Below are 21,995 nucleotides of genomic sequence, written 5' to 3'. Positions count from 1 at the left end.
CAAAGGCAAGCCAGGAAAACTGGTCTGTGTGGCAGTTGCCAGTAAATTATTGCGCCAAGCTTTTGCGGTAGCAAAATCACAGAAAAGCTTTGACGCTGAACTATGTATGGGTTGACATAAAGCACAGTTCATTCTGAACTAGATTCAGAATCTGCTCTTTCTCTCAATAATTCATGGTTTACCGCTATGCACACCCAGGGTCACTCGATCCTGTCCCGCATAATCTTTGATGGTTTCGATATGCTCAAAGCCTGCTTGCTGTAATATCTCTCGAACTGCCTGCCCCTGATCATAGCCATGCTCAAATAATAAATAGCCACCAAGCTTTAAATGATCGGCTGCCTGCTGGGTAATCTGGCGAATATCGGACAAACCTTTATCTTCGGCAACCAATGCAGTTACCGGCTCATAAACTAAATCCGCCAGGTGCGGATCATTAGGAGCAACGTACGGAGGATTACTAACGATCATATCCAGCAAGCCATGTTGCCAGTCGCTTAACCAACTGCCCTGCTCAAAGGCAACATTATCAATCTTGTTGCTTTGCGCATTGGCTTCAGCAACGGTTAAAGCAGGCTCGCTCATATCCAAAGCCCACACGGTTGCTTGCGGTCGCTCGCTGGCAATCGCCAAAGCAATCGCTCCGCTACCAGTGCCGAGGTCAGCCACGTTAAAATGTTCTTTTTCAGGAATTCTTTGTAACGCCTGCTCAACTAACATTTCGGTTTCCGGGCGCGGAATCAAGGTATCGCGAGTGACTTTAAAAGTCAGCGACCAGAATTCTTGTTGACCAATAATATAAGCGATTGGCTCACCCTGACGGCGGCGACTAACGAAGTCTTCGAAACGGGATATCTGATCTTCGGAAAGGAAATACTCTGGCCAGGTTTTCAGCCAGGTTCGATTTTTGTCGATGGCATCAGCCAATAAAATCTCAACGTCTAACGCAGCCTCACCCATTGCTTCAAGTTGCTGCCTGGCCCAAGCCAATGCTTGAGCAACGCTTAGCGCTTTCATCGCAGTTATGAACTCTGCCCCGAAAGTGCCGCCAGCTGATCAGCCTGATGTTCTTGAATGAGCGGGCCAACAATCTGATCGATATCGCCTTCCATGATTTCATCAAGTTTGTATAACGTCAGATTAATACGATGATCAGTCATGCGACCTTGCGGAAAGTTATAGGTGCGAATTCGATCCGAACGATCACCAGTACCCACCAAATTACGGCGCATTTCAGTCTGTTCCGATTGCGCTTTGGCCTGTTCGGCAGCATTCAATCGTGCTTGCAATACTGACATCGCTTTGGCTTTGTTTTTATGCTGAGAGCGCTCGTCCTGACATTCCACTACAACCCCTGTAGGCAAGTGAGTAATACGAATGGCTGAGTCAGTTTTGTTGACGTGCTGACCACCAGCGCCCGATGCACGGAAGGTATCAATTTTCAAATCAGACGGGTTAATTTCAATCGCATCTAATTCGTCAGCTTCCGGCATCACCGCAACGGTACAGGCGGAAGTATGGATACGACCTTGTGATTCAGTTTCTGGAACCCGTTGCACACGATGAGCGCCTGATTCGAATTTCAGGTGCGAGTAAACGCTATCGCCAATAATGCGCACAATGATTTCTTTATAGCCACCATGTTCGCCTTCGCTCTCGCTGATCACTTCAACCTGCCAGCGTTTTTTCTCGGCGTATTTACTGTACATACGGAACAAGTCACCAGCAAAGATAGCCGCTTCATCACCACCGGTTCCAGCACGAATTTCCAGGAAAGTATTTTTGTCGTCATTGGGATCGCGAGGCAGCAGAAGCTTTTGCATTTCTACTTCCAGTTTTTCGATCTGTGCTTTGGCGTCTTTCAATTCTTCCTGCGCCATTTCTCGCATATCCGGATCTTCGTCTTTCAACATCTCTTCAGCAGCCTTGAGACTTGCTTCAGCTTCTTCATAGCGCTGAAAAGTATTCACCACTTCTTCAAGCTGCGAATATTCTTTTGACAGATCGCGGAATTTATTCTGATCGCCGATCACATCCGGATCGCCCAACAAAGCACTAATCTCTTCGTGGCGATCGACCAGCCCTTGTAATTTTTCAATAATCGAATCTTGTAACATATAAACCTTGTTATTGTATGCTGTCGCCCGGAACTAGCAGGCTCAATCGATAGTTAATGATCGTCATCCAAATCGAATAACTTGCGGATCACCTCATGGGTATCCACTTCATCATCTTCATTACGTAACCAGACCAAAGGCTGGTGCAAAAACTTTTTCGTCAGGCGATGGGTCAACTGTTCCATCACCTGCTCAGGATCACCATCATTGGCTAACTGTGCTCTGGCACGCTGCAATTCATTCTGTGCAACATCCGAATATTTTTGCTGCAACTCACGCACCGTATCGTGCTTTTGTCGCCCCAGTTGCCATTGACGAAATTCATCACTGAAATCTCGCAAAATATGCTCTGCTTCTTCGGCAGCCTGCTGCCGTGCCTGCATATTTTCCTGAATCACACCTTCCAGGTCATCAACCGTGTACAGGTAAACATCATCCAGCTTGCCCACCGAACTTTCAATATCGCGCGGCACCGCTAAATCGACCATAAACATGCTTTTGCGGCGGCGTTCTTTAACTGCCTGCTCAACCATGCCTTTACCAATAATCGGTAACATACTGCCGGTTGAGGAAATCACGATGTCAGCTTGCGATAAATAGTGTGGAATCGCTTCAAGGCCAATCGCCTTGCCTTCGAATTCTTTGGCCAGTTTTTGTGCGTTGGCCAGCGTTCGGTTAGCCATGATCATCTTACCGACGCCCTGCTGCTGCAAATGGCGCGCAGCTAATTCAATGGTTTCACCAGCGCCAACATACATCACCGTCAACTTGGAAAATTCTGCAAAAACGTGTTTCGCCAAACTGACCGCGGCATAGGCCACCGACACTGGATTAGTGCCGATATCGGTTTCGTGACGAACCCGTTTGGCTGCCGAAAAAGTCTTCTGGAACAAACGCTCCATCACCTGATTAATGGTGCCGGCGCGACGCGCTTTTTGATAACTGGCTTTGAGCTGGCCTAAAATTTGTGGCTCGCCGAGCACCATCGAATCCAGACCGCTGGCAACGCGCATTAAGTGCAACACCGCTTGATCTTCATCGTGGCAATAAACGGCCGAATGCAAATCTTCCTGCAAGTGCTTCTTGACCTGTAGCCAATGCAACAACTGTTCTTTTAGCTGCTCAGGAGTTTGCTCATCGCTCGACACATAAAATTCGACTCGATTACAGGTCGACAAAACCGCCACTTCACTTTGATGCAGAGCTTCCGCCAACTCAGCCATGATTTCGCCCAGCTCATGATCAGCGAACGCGACTTTCTCGCGCACAGCTAAGGAGGCAGTTTTATGGTTAATTCCTAATGCAATCAATGACATAGATAAGAAACGGTTGAGTTGTTGCAGCCCAGCTTAAAAATTACGGGAAATCAAAGGCTTATAATTGGCGCGAATTATAACACTGAGCCGTCATGTCCGCTAATCGAAAAATAGGGTCTGTTACTCTTTCTGGTTCAACGCACCTTAAGCAAATAGATTAAGTATTTACTTATTATGACAAATTATTCCTACCTCTTGTCATAAAGAGATTGTAGGATTGGGGCATGAATAAGCGTTTTTATATCCTCCTTTTACAATGGCTCGCCGCCCTGCTCCTGTTAGCCGCCTGCTCCAGCAAGCAGCCAATGTTAGCTGAAACAGAACCGGAAGCTGTCCATGACTATGCGACCTATCCTGATATTTCTCACATGTCAGCGGATCAGCGCAGCCAACTGTATTTCAGCATTCTGCTGGCCAATATTGCCAGTCAGCAGAATCTTGAGGATATTGCGCAAAGCAACTTTTTAGACTCAGCCGAGCGCACCGGCAGTATCGCTCTAGCTCGCCGCGCAGCCGTGGTCGCCTTAGAAAAGCATAACTATGATCAGGTCAAACATGCACTTTCTATCTGGCTCAAACAGTCTCCAGACGATCCCAATGCGCATAAAGTCAAGCTACTGACCGCTGTGGCAACGGAAGACTACCCCACTGCTAACGATGAATTCCACCGCTTACTGAAACTCTTGCCACCTTCGCAAGACGAGCAGCTCCATCAACTGATTCAAGTGACCAGTTACCAGGATAACGCCGACTTTATCCACTACTTCAATCAGGAGACGGAAAGACTCAATCATCCCGTTTTAAAAACACTGGAAGCCTATCAACTGCTCAACAGCCACAACCCCGAGTTCTACCAGGAACGCATCCATCGCCTGCTGGATAAAGTGTTATCGCAAAACGATACATTCCTGTCAGCAATCGAAATTAAAGGGCAAGCTCTGGCGCTCGAGTCGAATGAAAAACGCGCAGACTATTTGAATCAGGTAGTGGAAAGCCGCCGCCTGGACATGGAAAAAACCTTCAAATTGGGAGAACTGCTTTATACCCAAAAGAATTACCAGGGAGCGATTCAGGCATTTCAACAGGTATTAGACGAACAACCCAAAAACCATCAAGCGCAATTTTTGATGGCAGGTAGCCAGTACGCACTAGAAGCTTACAAGCAAAGTTCTGATAACTTCTGGCAGCTGGCACGCAACAACTTCAAAAAAGACACCACCAGTTACTACTGCGCGGACTCAGCCTTACGCAGCAAAAACCCCGTCCGCGCCATCAGTTGTTATGAAATGGTGCCACCGGGCAACTACTTTTATACCGCACGTACCCGCCTGGCTCATCTACTGAACGAGCAAGGCCAATGGCAAGCTGCCATGAAAAGCCTACAGCAAGCCCAGCAAATGGTCAGCCTGCAAGAAAAGCAGCGCCTACTGCAATTTGAAATCAGCTTTTTAACTCAAATTAAACAATATGAGCTGGCTGCTCAGCGAATTGAAAGTGCGCTTCAGGTCGAGCCCAATAAAACGTCACTGTATTTTCAGAAATTACAACTGCTCAACCAGATTCAATCCGTCGATGAAATGATTGAGTCAATCAACCAACTTCGAGCTCAGGCAGACAGCGATCAGCTGCACAAAGAAATCACCATTATTGGCGCCCGCATGTTACAAGGTCGGCATAGTCATCTGTCAGCTTATCTGTTGCTGGAAAAAGAAGTCGAACGCTTCCCTGATGACATGGACCTCCTGTATGTCAAAGCACTCGCCAGTGAACCTTTAGGCTACTTTCAACAAATGGAACTGGACCTTCGCACCATTCTATCGATCCAGCCGGATCATTATGACGCCATGAATGCACTAGGCTATACGCTAGCGGATATGAACCGCTCACTGGACGAAGCACAACGTTTAGTTGAAACCGCCTATCAACATGACCCCGAAAACAGCGCCGTACTCGACTCCATGGGCTGGGTACAATACCGCCTCGGCAACCTGCAAAAAGCCCTCGAATACCTAAAAATGGCTTACCAGAAACAACCATTACCCGAAGTCGCCGCCCACTTAGGTGAAGTTTTGTGGGTCATGAACGAAAAAGAAAAAGCCACAGAAATCTGGCAAAGAGCCCTGCGCCAGAATCCGAATAACCGCTATTTGATGGAAATCCTACAACGCTTCCCCGAAGCCCAAAACGCAGGGTAATCATTTTTTATTTCGGCGGGCCAAGGCCCGCCCTACTAATAACATGAACATCTAACTCGTTTATAGGATGGGTTAGGCATTAGCCGTAACCCATCAGACAAAAGCAGATTCCGGGTCAAGCCCGGAATGACAAGATGGTACGGGCGGCACCAATGTACCCGCCTCACCTACAACGTCAGGCTAGCTCCTAGTTCTTATAGGATGGGTTAGCAAAGCGTAACCCATCAGATAAAAGCAGATTCCGGGTCAAGCCAGGAATGACAAGATGGTAGGGCGGTGCCAATGTACCCGCCCCACCTACAACGTCAGGCTAGCTCCTAGTTCTTATAGGATGGGTTAGGCATTAGCCGTAACCCATCAGACAAAAGCAGATTCCAAATCTAGTTTGGAATGACAAAACTTGCGGATAATGCAAATCCCCAACAACCTGCCCTATGAAATCCCCCAAAGATGCAAGCCGCCCCAAAAACAGGCATAATCTCGCCAATTGGAACTGAATAACATTCCCTCAGTCCTATCTATTTAACGGTCTATTAAATATCAACAATACAAGAATGAGAGCCATTGAATGAGTTTATCGCTGCGCACACTATTAATCAGCTTCGCTTTATTACTGACCGCTTGCGAAACCCTGCCCGAAAAACAGGACACCACCGTCTGGGACGATCCGCTGTGGCAAAAACAATACCAGGCGCTGAAAACCATCAAAGGCTTCACCACTCAGGGGCGCATCGGCATCACCCAGCCCGACGACAGCTTCTCCAGCAGCATCATGTGGAAGCAACAATCGCGCGACACCTTAACCATTCGCATGTACGGCACTTTCGGCACCACCTACGCGCTACTGGATATCACGCCGTATCTAACCACCCTCAAAACCGGCGACGAGCAACACTTCGAAGGCTACAACGCCGAACAACTGTTGCATGATGTACTCGGTTGGAATTTACCCATCCACTATTTGCAGGACTGGGTACTGGGCTTACCGACAGGCATCCACCGTGACGATCTGAAAATCAACGCCGACGGCACCTTGCAGGAAATCAATTATCAGGACTATCAGGTTCTATTCCAAAGATACGACAGCCACCCCTGGCAACATGGCCACACCATATCCCTGCCGCAAAAAATCAGAATCACGCAAGGCGAGAACAAAATCATATTGTCGCTGCGCAGCTGGGATCTGACCTTATGAGTTTCACCGTTGCAACCGGCAGTCTCGATGAGCAGGGCTACAGCTATTGGCCCTCGCCAGCCAAGCTCAATTTAGAGTTGCGCGTACTCGGCCAACGCCCGGACGGCTATCACGAACTGCAAACCCTGTTTCAACTGCTAGACTTTGGCGACGACCTCTGGATAAAGCCGAACACAAGCGGCGAGCTAACTCTGCATAGCGAATACAACGAAGTGCCCAGCGAACAGAACCTGGTCATTAAAGCCGCCCGAATCTTGCAGCGTTTTTGCACAGCGCAATCTGGCGCCGATATCAAACTGACCAAGCGCCTACCTTCTGGTGCCGGTCTTGGCGGCGGCAGCTCCAATGCGGCAACCACATTAGTCGCCCTCAATCATCTCTGGGACTTGAAGCTTAAGCAGCAACAGCTCATCGACCTCGGTCGCCAATTAGGTGCCGATGTCCCCGTTTTCGTGAATGGTCATAGCGCCTGGGCGGAAGGGATTGGCGAACTTTTAACCAACACCGACATCCCCGAAAAGTGGTATCTCATTGTCTATCCAAACGTTCATGTGAACACCGGCAAAATTTTTTCACATTCAGCGTTGACAAGAAACGACAAACCCATTAAATTACGCGCCACTCGCGAAGGGAGTTTGCCTGAAGTTGGTTACAACGCCATGCAAACACTGGTTCTCGAACTTTATCCGGAGATAAAAGAAGCCTTTGAGCATCTGTCTCAATACGGAAAAGTGATGTTAACCGGAACCGGAAGTTGTCTCTTCTTAACCTTTGACAACGAGCGAGAAGTCCGTAAAATAGCCGCTCTGTGCAAGCAGCGCTGGCTAACTTTAGAAGCTAGAGGTATCAACGCCTCCCCGCTGATAAAGTAAAAAATTGCAGGGGTATCGCCAAGCGGTAAGGCAGCGGCTTTTGATGCCGCCATTCGTTGGTTCAAATCCAGCTACCCCTGCCACTTTCTCTTCCCAGTTTTTTCCTGCTTGCTGTAACTTTTGGGGCTAATGTTACAGGGCTTTTCGATGTCTGATTTAATGCTTTTCAGTGGTAATGCCACACCCGATCTCGCCAAACGAATTTCTAATTATTTAAACGTGCCACTTGGTAAAGCGCATACTGAACGCTTTAGTGATGGCGAATGCAGCGTCGAAATTTTAGAAAATGTTCGTGGTAAAGACGTATTTATTATTCAATCTACCTGCGCACCGACTAACGACAACCTGATGGAACTCATCATCATGGCCGACGCACTAAAGCGTGCATCCGCCAAGCGTATCACCGCAGTAATTCCTTACTATGGTTACGCTCGTCAAGATCGTCGCGTACGCTCAGCGCGAGTTCCAATTAGCGCCAAAGTCGTAGCCGACATGATCAGCGGCGTAGGTTTCGACCGAGTACTCACCGTCGACCTACACGCAGACCAGATTCAAGGCTTCTTCAATATTCCAGTAGACAACGTCTACGCCACACCAGTACTTCTCGAACACATCCAATCCAACATCGCCGGCCAAAACCTGATGGTTGTTTCGCCAGACGTTGGTGGTGTGGTTCGTGCACGCGCTATCGCAAAACGCCTCGACGACGCCGACTTATCGATTATCGATAAACGTCGCCCACGCGCCAACGAAGTCAGCGTCATGAACATCATCGGTGATGTATCTGGTCGTGATTGCGTCATTGTTGATGACATGGTCGACACCGCCGGCACACTCTGCCAGGCAGCGCAGGCGCTAAAAGACCACGGCGCCAAAAGCGTCTTCGCATACGCCACCCACGCAGTCCTATCCGGCAAAGCCATCAGCAACATCAACGGCTCAAGCCTCGATCGCCTGGTAGTCACCAACACCATCCCGCTATCGAAAGAAGCGCAGGAATGTGACCGTATAGAAATCCTCGACCTGGCACCACTCATGGGCGAATCGATTCGACGCGTCAACACCGAAGAATCCATCTCAACCATGTTCCTCGACTAAGATTCTCGGTTCAGCAACATCCCAAAAGCAGGCCCCGGCCTGCTTTTTTATTGCCTGAAATAAAAGATTAATCGTAGGGTGGGCCTTGGCCCACCATTCCTGTGGATGCTCGCCCTATTATCCTGTCATCCCGCGGCTTGACCGCGGGATCCAGTGACTTTGTACGGACAACTCATGAGTTGTCCCTACGCTCGGGCAGGCACACAGGCACTGCCCCTACCAATAAACGGCATCATCTATACGAAATAGCACCAACCCAGAGTTTTGTCATTCCGTGCTACGACACGGACAAAATCGCATGGAGCGATTTTGAACAGCGGAGCTGGCCTTTGGTGAAATACAAGGATGTATTTCATAATCTGCTCTTTTCTCTCAAAGAAATGACCATATTCTTTCGGCGGGCCAAGGCCCGCCCTACAAAACCCAACCTTAAACCCAATGTAGGGTGGGCCTTGGCCCACCATTCCCGTAGGCTGGCGATGAGTGAAACGAATCCCAGCATCTCAGAATCATCTCTCTGGCACACAGCCATCCCCCCTACCAGCACTATTGACCAAAAAACCCACATTTCCCCTAGCTTCTGCAACCCTTGCTGTTGTATAATTTCGCACCATTTTTGGGCCTGCACGGTCAAATTGACCTCAGACCAAAAATTCATGCCTGTCTTTGGTCGCGAAGTACAGGTTTATACTAACCCTCAACTTGTGGAGTAACACAATGAGCGATTATACTTTTAACGCTGAATTGCGTAGCGATATGGGGAAAGGTGCGAGCCGCCGCCTACGTCGTGAAGCAGATCTAATTCCTGCTATCGTGTACGGTGGTAAGGAAGAACCTAAATCTATTTCTTTAAATCACAACCAGATCATCAATATGCTTGATGAAGAAGCAGTTTATTCTTCAATCATCAAATTGGATATCGCTGGTTCTGTTGAAGAAGTCGTGATCAAGGACATTCAGCGTCACCCTTTTAAACCAAAAGTTCTACACATGGATCTTAAGCGCATCGTTCGTGGCGAAATCATGAACGCGACGGTTCCATTGCACTTCCTTAACGAGAAATCAGCTCCTGGCGTTAAAGCTGGCGGCATCGTTTCTCACCAGGTCACTAGCGTAGAAGTAGCGTGTCGTCCACGTAACCTACCTGAGTACATCGAAGTTGACCTAGGCGCGCTGGAAATCGGCGAAACTATTCACATGTCTGATCTTGTATTGCCAGAAGGTGTTGAACTAACAGAACTTCAAGGCGAAGAGCATGACTTGTCAGTAGCTAACATCGTTCGTCCAAGTGGCCCATCTGAAGATGAAGAAGCTGAAGCAGAAGCGGAAGCGGCTGATGAAGCAGCAGCAGAAGTTCCAGCATCTGAACAGAAAGGCGATGACGAAGGCGAAGACAAAGAATAATTCTTTGACTGCTTAGCGAAATCGGCCTTTTCTGGCTATGATAAGACCTCGAAATCCTTTTTAAGGGCAACCATTTCGGGGTCTTTTCTTTAAAGCCCTTTTTTAAATTTTAACGTTTCTTAACTTTGGGGAAATTGCGCAGTGTCCAGCATCAAGTTAATTGTCGGTCTGGCTAACCCAGGCACACAATACGATGGCACCCGCCACAATGCCGGAGCATGGTATGTGGAGGAACTCGCGCGCGCCTATTCGATTTCGCTCAAAGTTGAAAGCAAATTCCACGGTTTGTTCGGCAAAGGATTCATCGATGGCCACGAGGTCATGCTGTTAATCCCAACCACCTTTATGAACCTTAGCGGCAAAGCCATTCAGGCAGTCGCCAACTTCTATAAAGTCGAACCGGAACAGATTTTAGTCGCCCACGATGAGCTGGATATCGATCCTGGCACATTGAAACTGAAAAAAGGCGGTGGCCATGGCGGCCACAATGGTCTGCGCGACACCATCAGCAGCCTTGGTAACAATAAAGAATTCATGCGCTTACGAGTCGGCATTGGCCATCCGGGCCATAAAAGCCAGGTCACCGGCTACGTGCTCAGTAAGCCCAGTCCGGACGACCGCAACGCCATCATCCTCGCGATTGATGAAGCGGTACGCGAAACCGGCACCCTATTGAATGGCGACTGGGACAAAGCCGTGCATCGTCTGCACAGCGTCACCCCGCCCGCCAGTTAACACGCAACACAACTCAAAGAGATTGACGTCATGGCATTAAATTGCGGTATTGTAGGACTTCCTAACGTTGGTAAATCAACACTCTTCAACGCATTGACCGATGCGGGTATTGACGCAGCTAACTATCCATTCTGCACCATCGAACCCAACACCGGCGTGGTACCGATTCCTGATCCGCGCCTTGATGCCCTGGCCAAAATCGTTAATCCACAGCGCGTATTACCCGCGACTATGGAATTCGTTGATATCGCTGGTCTCGTTGCTGGCGCCTCGAAAGGCGAAGGCCTCGGCAACAAGTTCCTCGCCAACATTCGCGAAACGCACGCGATTGCCCACGTGGTTCGCTGCTTCGCCAATGACGACGTTGTCCACGTTGCCGGTAAAGTTGACCCAATCGCCGATATCGAAACCATTAACACCGAATTAGCGCTAGCTGACCTTGAAGCGGTTGAAAAACGTATTCTGAAAACTGCCAAAATCGCCAAGAGCGGCGACAAAGACGCTAAAGCAGAATTGGTCATCCTTGAAAAAGCAAAAGCCTGCCTCGACGAAGGCAATGCCCTGCGCTCTCTGGACTTGGACAAAGATGAGCAAAAGATCATGCGTAAATTCCAGCTCATCACCAACAAACCAACCATGTATATCGCCAACGTCAGCGAAGATGGTTTTGAAAACAACCCATTGCTCGACCAGGTGCGCGAATTCGCCGCCGGCGAAAACTCAGAAGTAGTGCCAATCTGCGCGGCAATCGAATCTGAAATCGCCGCCTTGGACGACGAAGACAAAGCAGACTTCCTCGCCGACCTAGGGCAAGACGAGCCAGGCCTCAACCGCGTTATCCGCGCCGGCTACAGCCTACTCAACCTACAGACCTACTTCACCGCAGGCGTTAAAGAAGTTCGCGCATGGCAAGTTAAAATCGGCGCCACAGCCCCACAGGCCGCCGCCGTCATCCACACCGACTTCGAAAAAGGCTTCATCCGCGCCGAAGTCATCGCCTACGACGACTTCATCGCAGGAAACGGCGAAGCAGGCGCAAAAGAAGCCGGTAAATGGAGACTGGAAGGCAAAGAGTATATCGTCCAGGATGGCGACGTCATGCACTTCCGATTCAACGTCTAAGACAGTCTATATTGATGGGTAGGGGCAGCGCCAATGTGCCTGCCCTATTACCCTGTCATCCCGCGGTTTAACCGCGGGATCCAGTGACTTTGTAGGGGCGAACTGCGTTCGCCCAGATTCCAAATTACCTAAACGTATTCAGGCGGCCGGAGGGAATCTGCTCTTTGCTCTTTCTATTGGATAAGCATTGCCATGACCGAAGGAAGTGCCCATGGGATGACCAAAGGAAGCCTTTTTAGGGAGAATGCCATAGGTACAATCCCAGCCCAGAATTTTCGCGATACTTTTTAAAGACAAAGGCTTGACAACAAGCCCCCAAATCACGAAAATACGCGCCACTGAATTATGGCTATGTAGCTCAGCTGGTTAGAGCACAGCATTCATAATGCTGGGGTCGGTGGTTCAAGTCCACCCATAGCTACCATATAAAAGAAAGGCTTACAGAGAAATCTGTAAGCCTTTTTTGTTGGTTGCTCCAAACAAGAAGCCTAACTATACAATTTATAGATAAAGTCCCTAGTGTGCTGGAAGATAATTATTAACGCTTAAACACATATTGACTATGAAAAACGAGATAAGGTTTATTCTCAGGATACAGCTTAATAAACATATTTTTATTAATACCTAACATCTCGGGTGAATTAAGCGATGATGAAATAAGAATCAGCCCATTCTGTTGAAAGGTGATCATTCCCATATCAAATGCATGATCAATATTGGGTAAAAGTAAAAAACCATTATATTTATCAAGCTTTTCTTTCGAAGAAGATTTTGCCCATGGCTTTATATGTGAAGCTCTAAGCATTGATACTTCTGAATAACCAGTCACAGCACAACTTTTCCATAAGTCTACTAAATCATTTCTGTATTTACCCTGGCCAATTCGAGTGTTAATTAGTGTCTTACGTTCTGTCTCACCAATTTCTCTATTCGCAAGAATGTCTTCAAGGTCTGCTTTTATATCTGGTTGAAAAGTATGTCTTAGATATTCGGAAAAATAATTTAGTGATGAGGAATACATCTTATTTCCAACATCGTCACGAGCTTGGAAAATGGGAAGCTTTACTATGTCCTCAACAATTTTGGAAAACTCTTCGAAATCAGTTATCTCTAAAAGAGGTTTATCTACAATGCCTGCTTCTAATGACCACTTAGATATAACACCTTTAATTGCAGTGTAATACTTTGAAACAGAAGCTTTTGATAAACTTTGTTCCAGCAACCATTGTCTAAAATCCACTGTGTTATCCCTGCCTATAATACTAACTCGGCAATTCCAAGTCTGTTTACGTGATTCGAGAGCTTTGAAATTATATCTGCATGTACTTCTTGTCGCAGTCTAAACAGGAGAGCATCTTTCATTCCATCCATATGCTCATGGTCTACAGATTTAAATAGCCTGAAATCAAATAATAGTTGATAGTTTTTGTTGTTATACTTGATGATCGGAAGAGAGTATATGTAATCTTTCTTTTTGTTAGCGCTACCGCTATAGGAATAGTTAAAAAATTCTTCTGGAATCAGTATGCCTGGTAATACGCGGGATTTTAACCATTTGCGTTGAGCATAATCGCAAGGAGGCGTCACCTCTAACTCTATGAAATGGATTTTTTTTAGTGACAAGATATTTTTTTTATATCCTTTTTTGTCTGAATATAGGTGTGAATTCCCTTCACCTTCATGAAAGTAATTTTTTAATAGCTCTTTTCTTCTATCATCTGAGATGTCTCTAACTTCATATAAGTTACCTGGTTTTAAGTAAGTTATTAGGGCATTATCGATATGTAATTTACTATTGATTTCAGGTTTTACTTCTTCATAGAGTTTAACGATCTTGTCGAAGGCTTTGATACCATCATTATCATTCTTACTTTTAAAATATTTGTCTAGAGTTTTCCTCAGATTGATGAAGTTTTGTGAACCTGGATGACCTGGTGGAATTAACTCAGTTCCTTTATAAAATTGATATTTACCATTAGTGGTGTTCATTCTGAGCCTATAATCGACTTTCTTAAATGAACCGGTATAGTAAATATCATTATTGCTTATAGATATATTTGCAGAGAAATGACCTACTTCGTGAATGCAATTTTCAACATCGTCCATAAAGGTTTGATTGAGTGTTCTTAGTGCATTTTCCATTAGGCCTGAATTATCTAAGCCAAAAGAAGACTGTGCTGCTTGAGCATGAGCCATTCTATATATAGTATATTTAATGTTTTCATTCCAATATGGTGTATTTGAATGAGGTTCGGAATATGCTGAAACGGTTTTTCCTGAGGCTTTTTTTACATGGGACTCCCAAAGTGTGAATAATTGAAAACAATTAACTTTTGCGAGCAACTCAGTTTGTAGCTTTTCCAAAATTCTAGAAAATGCATCTTCTTTAAGTTCCCATTGTGTACTTGGAGGAAAAATACGTTTAACTAAGTCAACAACATTGCTTGTTTGGTCATCAGGGAAAATAGTATGTAAGTCATTAGTCAGCTCAGAAATATCATCATCATATGAAGGGTGCTCAGTTGATTCAAAATAATCTGACTTGTCCAATTCAATAATAGCAAGAGGTCTTCTAACTTGGTTATTTGCGTTGACCTGCCTTTTCACCTCAGCTGCATGAAGTTCTAGTCTTTGACTCCACAAAACCATTACGTATGGCCCATTGTCCTCTGGAATTAATCTTTCTAATATTCCTAGAATGATTTGTGCGTATTGGTGGGAGCTGCTCATTTGAATAAGTTGTATATCGAAAAATGCAAGGCGGACTTTTTGAACTGCCTGCTGCGGGTACTCGTCATCATTTCCTGAATAATAGGTGTATGATATTCCTCTAGAAGATAGCATTTTTAGAAGAGGTTTTGCCTCTTCAATGTTGTCGTCGATGACTAGAACTGAGCCATCCGTGGGTAAATGAAAGTCTTTCATAGCATTTTCCTAAACGAAAGAAGCAGTTTTGCACCATTCTGAAACTCTTCTGGCATATCAAAATCATATGGCTCAGGAAAAATCAGTTGTCCTTTCTGCCCCTTCATCACTTCATCTGCCAGGTGTAATCCAAGCCCCATCCCTCCATCCTTATCGGATATGAAAGGTTTCACTGCTTGTTCGGGAGGAATGCTAAAACCAGGTCCATTATCTGCAATAAGCAATGAAATATGTTTTTCGGGATATTCTACGATGTCTACAAGTATTCTCTTATTTTTTACCCTTGCGTATTGTTGCCACCAAATTGAGTTATCAACTAGGTTGATAATCGTACTGGTAACTAAATTCTTGGCGCAAGAAATAGTCGTGTTCAGATTTTTCCGCTCCAAATATTGGTCAATAATTTCAACATCGTGAGCTTTAATTCTGAATTTGATTGTTGATAGGGCATGACGAGTTACGGTTATTAAGTCTACTCTATTTTTATTTGATTGCTTAATTACGTCCGCATAATCCCCTGCAGTTCTTTGTAACATTCTTACTAATTGCTTCACGTGAGGATCTGTTGGTTGTTTTTCAATAGCAGATGCTAATTCTGAGATCATATGAATGATCTCATGAATAACTATGCTCAGACTAAGGCCTGCACTTGAACTTCTCATATAGATCTTAGCTATTGACTCGTAGTCCTTTTCGATTTTGGAAATAGATTTAAGCAAGTCTGTCTTTAAATCTTGATCCTTTACACCTTCATTAATTTTTTCTTGAATTATTTTGATTTGCGAGAGGACGGGTTCATTTGAAGCTGAAGTACCATAATATTTCCTTACTAAATCTTTATCTAAATTTCTTTGCGTAAGAACCTTACCGATCGTAAATAACACCGATGAAGTGAATTTTAAGTAAGCTTCATTCTCAATAAATCCCTCTCTGTTTGTCTTTTCTATTAAGTCCTTACTTTCTGAGCGATTAAGCAATATAGCCCCGATGATTTGGTTATTACTGATTTTGCTGCCAGGCTGATTTACCCTCGCGATATCTAAGTTCAACCAGTCATTTTCGGGTTCGCCGTAGTCATAGACTCTTATATTATCTCTAAAAACTCTCACACCTCCATTTGTATTTAAATACTCACGAAGGCCTTTTTTGTCGCTGACACCGAGAGATAATACTTTTGGTGACAAGTCAAAAATTAAGAATTTTATTTTAACTTCCCCGATCTCATAGTTTGAGAGGTCAACATCAACCATTTCTTTCTTCTTGGAAGTTTCATTAACTTGTCTTTCAACTATTCTGATGTTGTTATATGTCTCCGAACGACCTGTTAACTTTGACATTGTATCCCATGGTCTAAAGTCATATTTTAGCTTTGTAATTTCATTGCCTTTTAGGGTTGCTTCAGCATAATAAAGCGCATACTCTTTAAACTCTTTGAAGTTTTTTAAGCCTTGCAGCCAGTCCTGATTATCTAGTACAAAATATGTGTTAAAAGAATCCTTTGTTTCAAAAGGAGAGTTCAAAGAATTGACAGCTCTGTATAAGTCCCGCACACTTCCTCTCGTCCACTTGTTTTTGAGCTCGTGTACTATAATCTTGGTTCCTGTTTTATTACCTGTGAAATGTGTTGGGGAATCATGCTCAAGCAACTCTATTTTAATGTCGCTAAGAAACTTGTCTTGCTCAAAATCTCTCCAATCCACTTTAAGTGAAACTTCTTTCCCCCCCTCCATCTTACTTATAAGCTGAATCTTATAACCTAGTTTATGCACACCAAATCGTCCTATCCCTTTACCACCAATTGGTGGTCGACCTTTATCTTTAGGTTTTCGTCTTGCTAATAATTTTTCTTTATGCTCACTGCCTGGCTGCATCCATACATCTCTAATGATATCTAGATTCATACCATCACCGTCATCCTCAATAACAATTTGTCCTTTTTCAGGATCTTCTAGGTTTTTCATGTAAACACGGGCGTGTGTCGCATTAGCATCATAGGCATTCTTTACAATTTCAAGTAAAGCAATGCTGTCACTTTTGATTAACTGATCCCCAAGTTGGAGAAGCAATCTTGCTCTTGGCTTAAATTCAATTTTTTCACTCATTACAGCATCTCTTTCATTTTTTCAGCGATTCGTTGAGCCATTAAAGGTGGAACAGCATTACCTATTTGTCTATAGGCAGCAGACCTACTCGCATTTTCTTTATTGCCCTCAAAGTAATAATCATCAGGGAATGACTGAATTCGAGCAGCTTCTCTAACCGAGATAGATCGTAATTGCTTAGCATCGGGGTGAATAAAATGATGCCCATCTTTTGCTATATGTGCTATGAGAGTGTGTGGAATGTTATCAACTACTTTAAATCGGTCTAAAAAAGATGAAGTATTTTTTTGAGTTCTCATGCTCACTGGAATATCACTATTTTTAAGGCGCTTACCTTGATTCAACTGGTTAATTGCTAACTCGTATATTTTTAAATCTCTTTCATTGTGGGGACGTGTTATATGTTGGCTTACATAGTTAACGCAGTTACGAATTTCAGTTTGAGATAAATACTTGTTAATTGGAGAAGAATATTTTTGGATTCTTGCATTTTCTCCACAGCCGACTTTGGGTAAATCATAAAAAATATGGTTTCTATTATAAGTCGGCTCTGTTTTGACAATTTCTGGGTAAGACCAATTTAATGTTTTGTCCCAACCGATGATTATTACACGCTTCCTATTCTGAATTACATTGTAATCTATAGCATTTAATAAACGAGCTTCTACGTGGTAACCGAGACGTCTATAATATGATTGAAGGTTTTTGTAATATTCACCATCACCCGCTGTAAGAATGCCGGGAACATTCTCAAATAAAAACGCTTTAGGTTTATACCTGCTTAGAAAGCGACCATAATGAAGGTATAGTTTAGTACGCTCATCATCCTTTTTATGCTTTAAAGGAGCTCTACCGACTACAGAGTATGCCTGACATGGGGGGCCGCCAATGATCAAATCAACCTTCTTGCTGCCAACAAGAGTATCGATTTTTTCGAATATATGCCGATTATCACCACCAATTTTTCCATTTATTACTGTATCAAGAACGGAAGAAGGGATTTGCTGGTAAAAACTGTCCCTATCTATATTACCTTTAATGTAACTCTGATAGATGCCAGCTTGGTCTGTATTGTTTAGATAATGGTATGCCGAACGTGTTTTTAGAGTATATGCGGCTGATTTGTCAGCCTCAACATGAGCCAACGGAACAAAGCCTGATTTTATGAATCCCTCGGACAAGCCGCCAGCGCCTGCAAAAAGATCGATGTAGTGAAGGTCTGTCATTGCTTATTCTTTATGTTTATCAATAACTTAAGTGATATTCCCTTTATGACATTACATTCTAACCCACACTTCCAAATAATAATAGCCCCCTGAACAATCCCTTTAAACACAGTCTCTTCCGATGATATCACTAATTATTTTCGTCAACCACTCAGTATTATGGAATTAATGGAGTCAGAAAACATTTAGAGAATAAACATAAAAAAGCCGTGCTAAGCACGGCTTTTTCGTTAAGTGGAAAAGCTTTAAATCTTTCTCGCTCTAAATTTCTTGCCTTTCATTTTGCCGTTGTTGAGCAGTTGGACGGCGGTTTCTAGTACGTCGGTTTTTACGGCGACGTAGGCCCAGCTGTTGGCGACTTGGATTTTGCCGACGTCGCTGCCTTCGATTCGGTAGTCTGCGGTTAGTGCGCCGAGGATGTCGCCGGGGCGGAGTTTCTGTTTTTTACCGCCGTCGATCTGGATGGTGGACATCGGTGGTCTGAATGTGGGTTCTTTCAATAACTTGGTGTCGGGCAATGGTTGCGTGGTGATTTCCTGTTCGAGGTATTCGGCCAGGCGCGCGAGTTTGTGGCTTTCTTTGTTGATGACGATTGAGCAGGCGTGGCCTTTGTTGCCGGCGCGGCCGGTTCTGCCGACGCGGTGGACATGCACTTCGGGATCGCTGGCGATGTGGTAGTTGATGACCAGATCGAGCGAGTCGATGTCGAGGCCGCGGGCGGCGACGTCGGTGGCGACCATGATGGATACGCTGTTGTTGGAGAAGCGGATTAAGGCCTGGTCACGTTCTTTCTGCTCCAGATCGCCATGCAGCGCCAGTACGCTGAAGCCGTAGTTTTTCAGTTCCTGGGTCAGTTCTTTAACGTGGCGTTTGGTGTTGCAGAAAATCACGGTTGAGTCGGGGCGATGTTTGAGTAACAACAATCGAACCGCAACGGTACGCTCACCTTCGTCGCTGATTTTATAGAAGTCCTGCGCGATGCTGGAGTTGTCGTGTTTGGCCAGCGCCTGCACCAATACCGGTTGCGTCATCACGCGCTCGGCGATGGATTGAATCTGTTTCGGGTAGGTGGCGCTGAATAATAAGGTTTGGCGCTTAGGCGGCAACTCTTCGATGATGGTGTCCAGCGCTGGCTGGAAGCCCATGTCTAACATGCGGTCGGCTTCGTCGAGAACAAAGGTGGTCATGCTCGATAAATCGATGGTCTGTTTTTCCAGATGGTCCACTACCCTGCCCGGCGTTCCGACCACGATATGCGCACCGAATTTTAATGAATCCGCTTGTGGGCGCAATGGCGTTCCACCGCACACGGTCAATACTTTAACGTTAGCGATAGGACGCGCTAGACGACGAATTTCTTCGGCAACCTGCTCCGCCAGTTCACGCGTCGGACACAAGACCAGCGATTGCACCGAGAAGTTTTTGATGTCCAGTTTTTCCAGAATGCCCAAACCAAAGACCGCCGTTTTACCCGAACCGGTTTTCGCCTGCGCGATCACATCCTTGCCTTCGAGAACCTGCGGCAAAGCCTCCGCTTGAATCGGCGTCATTTGTTCAAAGTTCAAATCAGCAAGATTCGCGATTAAGGCTGGTTGTAAAGCAAGGGTCGAAAAAGCAGCGTGGCTCATGGGTATATCCTAGAGTAATGAAGATGGTAATAGTTAAGCGAACACATTCAGCAGCGCTGAGAATGTACTTTAACATGATAGAGCTGTGTGATCTGTCGGAACTGAATTTGGATGAAGCAGTTTGGGAAAGAAGCAAGGCTCTTAAGCTGTGCGAATTATATACAGCTGAAGGGAGATGATAAAGGGATATCTTGTGGGATGGGGTTAAAGTTGCGGGATTTGAGAAAGAGAAAAGAGCAGATTCCGTGTCGTAGCACGGAATGACAATCCTTAAATATAGTGCAAAACCCGAAAGACTTGTCATCCTGAACTCGATTCAGGCGACCGAAGGGAATCCCTTTAGGGAATCTGCTCTTGTTTGATGGGTTACGCTACGCTAACCCATCCTATACGGCTTTGCATTTTGGTATTGTCGTCAACATATCTTGGTAGGAGCAGTGCCTGTGCGCCTGCCCGAACGTAGGGACAACTCATGAGCACCCAACGGGGCAGACCCTTGTCCGTACAAAAGATGGAAACGCCTTTGGGGTGTGCACTTCCCTTAAAAGCTTGTCATCCCGCGGCTTGACCGCGGGATCCAGTGACTTTTGTTTTTAATACAACGCTGGGATTCATTACATTCATCACCAGCCTACGGAAGAATTTATCAGGCTAAGGCTCGCCCCTACATAATTTATCCTGACAGAAAGAGCAGATCCTGACTTTCGTCAGGATGACATGTCTTTATGGTTGTGCACTTCTTTTTACTCCATCAGCTCAGGGTGCTCTTTCTTTAAATAAGCTCTGACCATTTCCATTAATTCTTCGGCGCGTGTTAAGCAGGCTAACATCGAACTTTCTGGCACTAAATCCCCAGAGTAATCCGCGACATTTCTTTGCTTGCGCAAGGCGTCTAATTCAATGATCAAACCACTGTCCAAGCCAATCGTTTTACCCAGACTTTGTAGCATTGTTTGGTGATGACCTGGCACTGAAGTCAGGGTGCGGAAACCATTTGCCTGCAACGCGGCATTAGCTAGCTGCATAATCGCTTTGTAACCCATGTCAAAACGGTTTTCATCACTCAAGGTTTCGGTATGAGCATCATTAATATTTCGCTTGGCCGCTGCCAATAAGCGCTGAATCATGGCCTTATCTGGCTCTATCGCTTCTAGACTACGTCCCACTAGATTTCTTAAGGTCATCCCTGTCTCCTATGATATTGATTACGTCTTTTTCTAAAATCTCTTTAATAAAAACACTGTTTTCCTGCATGGCTTCTTGCCATTGTGCAGGGGTGAAGCACTTTGGATTAATTTCTCTTGCGAGCGTTTCCTGAGCAGGATAAACGGCTTTAACCACCTCTAAAAATGTCACCTTCCCCACCACACACAAATCAATGTCGCTATGCTGGCTGGCTTTTCCGCTGGCCATCGAACCGAACACGAAAGCTACGTCGATCTTGCCTGATAGAGGTGCCAAAACGCCACGCAACACATCCGCAAGCCCAGAGGTTTTTCGCAAAATAGAAGATAACTCTTCAAATATCAAGTTGTTTCGATTGGCTTGATAGAGCAACTGATTGCCTTGTTCGGTAGCGATTAATAATTCCGCTTCCGCTAGCTTCTTTAACTCACGTTGAGTCGAACCGGCATTAAGGTTAGTCAAACGCGCAATCTCACGCACATGGTAACGTGCCTCTGGTTTCAACAATAAGAGGCCCAAAATTCTTCGGCGTTGTTCTTTAAACAGTAAATCAGCGAGTTGCGACATAGAGAGTCAGTGGCTTCCATCATCCGTTGCAATAATGGCAACGATTGTAGCTAAAAATGCAACAGTTAGCAATTAAGAAGTACTTGGTGCGAGTTTGGATAACAGCTGTTTGCCAGCCCAATCGTAGGGACAACTCGGTTGCCGTTATTCGGTGGGCCAAGGCCCACCCTGCTTCCAGGTTCCATTTAGCACCGTGTAGGGCGGGCCTTGGCCCGCCGAGAGAGTTGAGTCATATCTTCGAGAGAAAAGAGAACAAAGCAGAACCTGAATCAAGTTCAGGATGACATACCTTTTAATTGTGTGTTGTC

Annotated in this window: 17 protein-coding genes and 2 tRNA genes; 9 read left to right on the top strand and 10 right to left on the bottom strand. The window is 45.4% G+C overall.

All coding sequences use genetic code 11. From position 1 onward, the window contains the following. Positions 1 to 171 precede the first annotated feature (171 nt). From prmC to hemA, 3 genes are read right to left on the bottom strand one after another with little or no spacing between them, the layout of a single operon-like run. Entirely contained in the window at positions 172 to 1,017 is an 846-nt protein-coding gene (gene prmC, locus ACYTXU_RS01715) for a peptide chain release factor N(5)-glutamine methyltransferase (RefSeq protein ID WP_462207883.1), read from the bottom strand. Between the two features lie 5 nt (positions 1,018 to 1,022). Then, positions 1,023 to 2,117, bottom strand: coding sequence for a peptide chain release factor 1 (prfA, locus tag ACYTXU_RS01710; protein WP_462207881.1), 1,095 nt, complete (start codon positions 2,115 to 2,117; stop codon positions 1,023 to 1,025). A 53-nt stretch (positions 2,118 to 2,170) separates the two neighbouring features. After that, on the bottom strand, positions 2,171 to 3,433 hold the full coding sequence (gene hemA, locus ACYTXU_RS01705) for a glutamyl-tRNA reductase (RefSeq protein ID WP_462207880.1): 1,263 nt from the start codon (positions 3,431 to 3,433) through the stop codon (positions 2,171 to 2,173). 224 nt (positions 3,434 to 3,657) lie between these two features. Here hemA and ACYTXU_RS01700 point away from each other — a divergent pair, with 224 nt between their 5' ends. The 9 genes from ACYTXU_RS01700 (at position 3,658) to ACYTXU_RS01660 (ending at position 12,478) form a co-directional block, all read left to right on the top strand. After that, complete coding sequence (locus ACYTXU_RS01700; protein ID WP_462207879.1) at positions 3,658 to 5,628, top strand: tetratricopeptide repeat protein; 1,971 nt, start codon at positions 3,658 to 3,660, stop codon at positions 5,626 to 5,628. Between the two features lie 568 nt (positions 5,629 to 6,196). After that, positions 6,197 to 6,823, top strand: a complete 627-nt coding sequence (lolB, locus tag ACYTXU_RS01695) for a lipoprotein insertase outer membrane protein LolB (protein ID WP_462207878.1) — start codon at positions 6,197 to 6,199, stop codon at positions 6,821 to 6,823. Next, positions 6,820 to 7,695, top strand: a complete 876-nt coding sequence (ispE, locus tag ACYTXU_RS01690; RefSeq protein WP_462207877.1) for a 4-(cytidine 5'-diphospho)-2-C-methyl-D-erythritol kinase — start codon at positions 6,820 to 6,822, stop codon at positions 7,693 to 7,695. Before lolB ends, ispE begins: the two co-directional genes overlap by 4 nt. Before the next feature lie 8 nt (positions 7,696 to 7,703). Continuing rightward, positions 7,704 to 7,778: transfer RNA gene (locus ACYTXU_RS01685), tRNA-Gln, on the top strand. A 64-nt stretch (positions 7,779 to 7,842) separates the two neighbouring features. Next, a complete protein-coding gene (locus ACYTXU_RS01680; protein ID WP_462209341.1) occupies positions 7,843 to 8,793 on the top strand; it encodes a ribose-phosphate pyrophosphokinase in 951 nt (316 codons plus the stop codon). Between the two features lie 717 nt (positions 8,794 to 9,510). Then, a complete protein-coding gene (locus tag ACYTXU_RS01675) occupies positions 9,511 to 10,197 on the top strand; it encodes a 50S ribosomal protein L25/general stress protein Ctc (RefSeq protein ID WP_462207876.1) in 687 nt (228 codons plus the stop codon). A gap of 141 nt (positions 10,198 to 10,338) precedes the next feature. Next, entirely contained in the window at positions 10,339 to 10,932 is a 594-nt protein-coding gene (gene pth / locus ACYTXU_RS01670; protein WP_462207874.1) for an aminoacyl-tRNA hydrolase, read from the top strand. 30 nt (positions 10,933 to 10,962) lie between these two features. Further along, the gene (gene ychF, locus ACYTXU_RS01665) at positions 10,963 to 12,054 is read left to right on the top strand and encodes a redox-regulated ATPase YchF (RefSeq protein WP_462207873.1); all 1,092 of its coding nucleotides are present in this window, start codon (positions 10,963 to 10,965) and stop codon (positions 12,052 to 12,054) included. 347 nt (positions 12,055 to 12,401) lie between these two features. Then, positions 12,402 to 12,478, top strand: a tRNA-Met gene (locus ACYTXU_RS01660). Between the two features lie 114 nt (positions 12,479 to 12,592). Here the strand turns inward: ACYTXU_RS01660 and ACYTXU_RS01655 are convergent. From ACYTXU_RS01655 to ACYTXU_RS01625, 7 genes are all read right to left on the bottom strand, one after another. After that, a complete protein-coding gene (locus ACYTXU_RS01655) occupies positions 12,593 to 13,294 on the bottom strand; it encodes an HNH endonuclease (RefSeq protein ID WP_462207871.1) in 702 nt (233 codons plus the stop codon). A 14-nt stretch (positions 13,295 to 13,308) separates the two neighbouring features. After that, entirely contained in the window at positions 13,309 to 14,979 is a 1,671-nt protein-coding gene (locus ACYTXU_RS01650; protein WP_462207870.1) for a hypothetical protein, read from the bottom strand. Beyond that, positions 14,976 to 17,081, bottom strand: a complete 2,106-nt coding sequence (locus ACYTXU_RS01645; protein WP_462207868.1) for a sensor histidine kinase — start codon at positions 17,079 to 17,081, stop codon at positions 14,976 to 14,978. The genes ACYTXU_RS01650 and ACYTXU_RS01645 overlap by 4 nt, the downstream gene beginning before the upstream one ends. Continuing rightward, positions 17,081 to 18,307 (bottom strand): DNA cytosine methyltransferase, encoded by a 1,227-nt coding sequence (locus tag ACYTXU_RS01640; protein WP_462207866.1) that lies wholly within the window; start codon positions 18,305 to 18,307, stop codon positions 17,081 to 17,083. The genes ACYTXU_RS01645 and ACYTXU_RS01640 overlap by 1 nt, the downstream gene beginning before the upstream one ends. 245 nt (positions 18,308 to 18,552) lie before the next feature. Then, entirely contained in the window at positions 18,553 to 19,935 is a 1,383-nt protein-coding gene (gene dbpA, locus ACYTXU_RS01635) for an ATP-dependent RNA helicase DbpA (RefSeq protein WP_462207865.1), read from the bottom strand. A gap of 743 nt (positions 19,936 to 20,678) precedes the next feature. Further along, positions 20,679 to 21,119, bottom strand: a complete 441-nt coding sequence (locus ACYTXU_RS01630; protein ID WP_462207863.1) for a DNA-binding protein — start codon at positions 21,117 to 21,119, stop codon at positions 20,679 to 20,681. Beyond that, on the bottom strand, positions 21,091 to 21,687 hold the full coding sequence (locus ACYTXU_RS01625) for a nucleotidyltransferase domain-containing protein (protein ID WP_462207861.1): 597 nt from the start codon (positions 21,685 to 21,687) through the stop codon (positions 21,091 to 21,093). The genes ACYTXU_RS01630 and ACYTXU_RS01625 overlap by 29 nt, the downstream gene beginning before the upstream one ends. Positions 21,688 to 21,995 lie beyond the last annotated feature (308 nt).

This window comes from Kangiella sp. M94 (genome assembly GCF_054926195.1).
Note: the sequence above shows the minus strand (reverse complement) of the source record. Positions and strands in the feature narration are given on the sequence as shown.

Excerpts from the sequence above, each read along its gene's own strand:
- dbpA (WP_462207865.1), bottom strand. The coding sequence starts at position 19,935 with ATGAGCCACGCTGCTTTTTCGACCCTTGCTTTACAACCAGCCTTAATC.
- ACYTXU_RS01700 (WP_462207879.1), top strand. The coding sequence starts at position 3,658 with ATGAATAAGCGTTTTTATATCCTCCTTTTACAATGGCTCGCCGCCCTG.
- ACYTXU_RS01630 (WP_462207863.1), bottom strand. The coding sequence starts at position 21,119 with ATGACCTTAAGAAATCTAGTGGGACGTAGTCTAGAAGCGATAGAGCCA.
- prfA (WP_462207881.1), bottom strand. The coding sequence starts at position 2,117 with ATGTTACAAGATTCGATTATTGAAAAATTACAAGGGCTGGTCGATCGC.
- ACYTXU_RS01645 (WP_462207868.1), bottom strand. The coding sequence starts at position 17,081 with ATGAGTGAAAAAATTGAATTTAAGCCAAGAGCAAGATTGCTTCTCCAA.
- ACYTXU_RS01650 (WP_462207870.1), bottom strand. The coding sequence starts at position 14,979 with ATGAAAGACTTTCATTTACCCACGGATGGCTCAGTTCTAGTCATCGAC.
- hemA (WP_462207880.1), bottom strand. The coding sequence starts at position 3,433 with ATGTCATTGATTGCATTAGGAATTAACCATAAAACTGCCTCCTTAGCT.
- ACYTXU_RS01680 (WP_462209341.1), top strand. The coding sequence starts at position 7,843 with ATGTCTGATTTAATGCTTTTCAGTGGTAATGCCACACCCGATCTCGCC.
- ACYTXU_RS01625 (WP_462207861.1), bottom strand. The coding sequence starts at position 21,687 with ATGTCGCAACTCGCTGATTTACTGTTTAAAGAACAACGCCGAAGAATT.
- ACYTXU_RS01675 (WP_462207876.1), top strand. The coding sequence starts at position 9,511 with ATGAGCGATTATACTTTTAACGCTGAATTGCGTAGCGATATGGGGAAA.
- prmC (WP_462207883.1), bottom strand. The coding sequence starts at position 1,017 with ATGAAAGCGCTAAGCGTTGCTCAAGCATTGGCTTGGGCCAGGCAGCAA.
- lolB (WP_462207878.1), top strand. The coding sequence starts at position 6,197 with ATGAGTTTATCGCTGCGCACACTATTAATCAGCTTCGCTTTATTACTG.
- ispE (WP_462207877.1), top strand. The coding sequence starts at position 6,820 with ATGAGTTTCACCGTTGCAACCGGCAGTCTCGATGAGCAGGGCTACAGC.
- ychF (WP_462207873.1), top strand. The coding sequence starts at position 10,963 with ATGGCATTAAATTGCGGTATTGTAGGACTTCCTAACGTTGGTAAATCA.
- ACYTXU_RS01640 (WP_462207866.1), bottom strand. The coding sequence starts at position 18,307 with ATGACAGACCTTCACTACATCGATCTTTTTGCAGGCGCTGGCGGCTTG.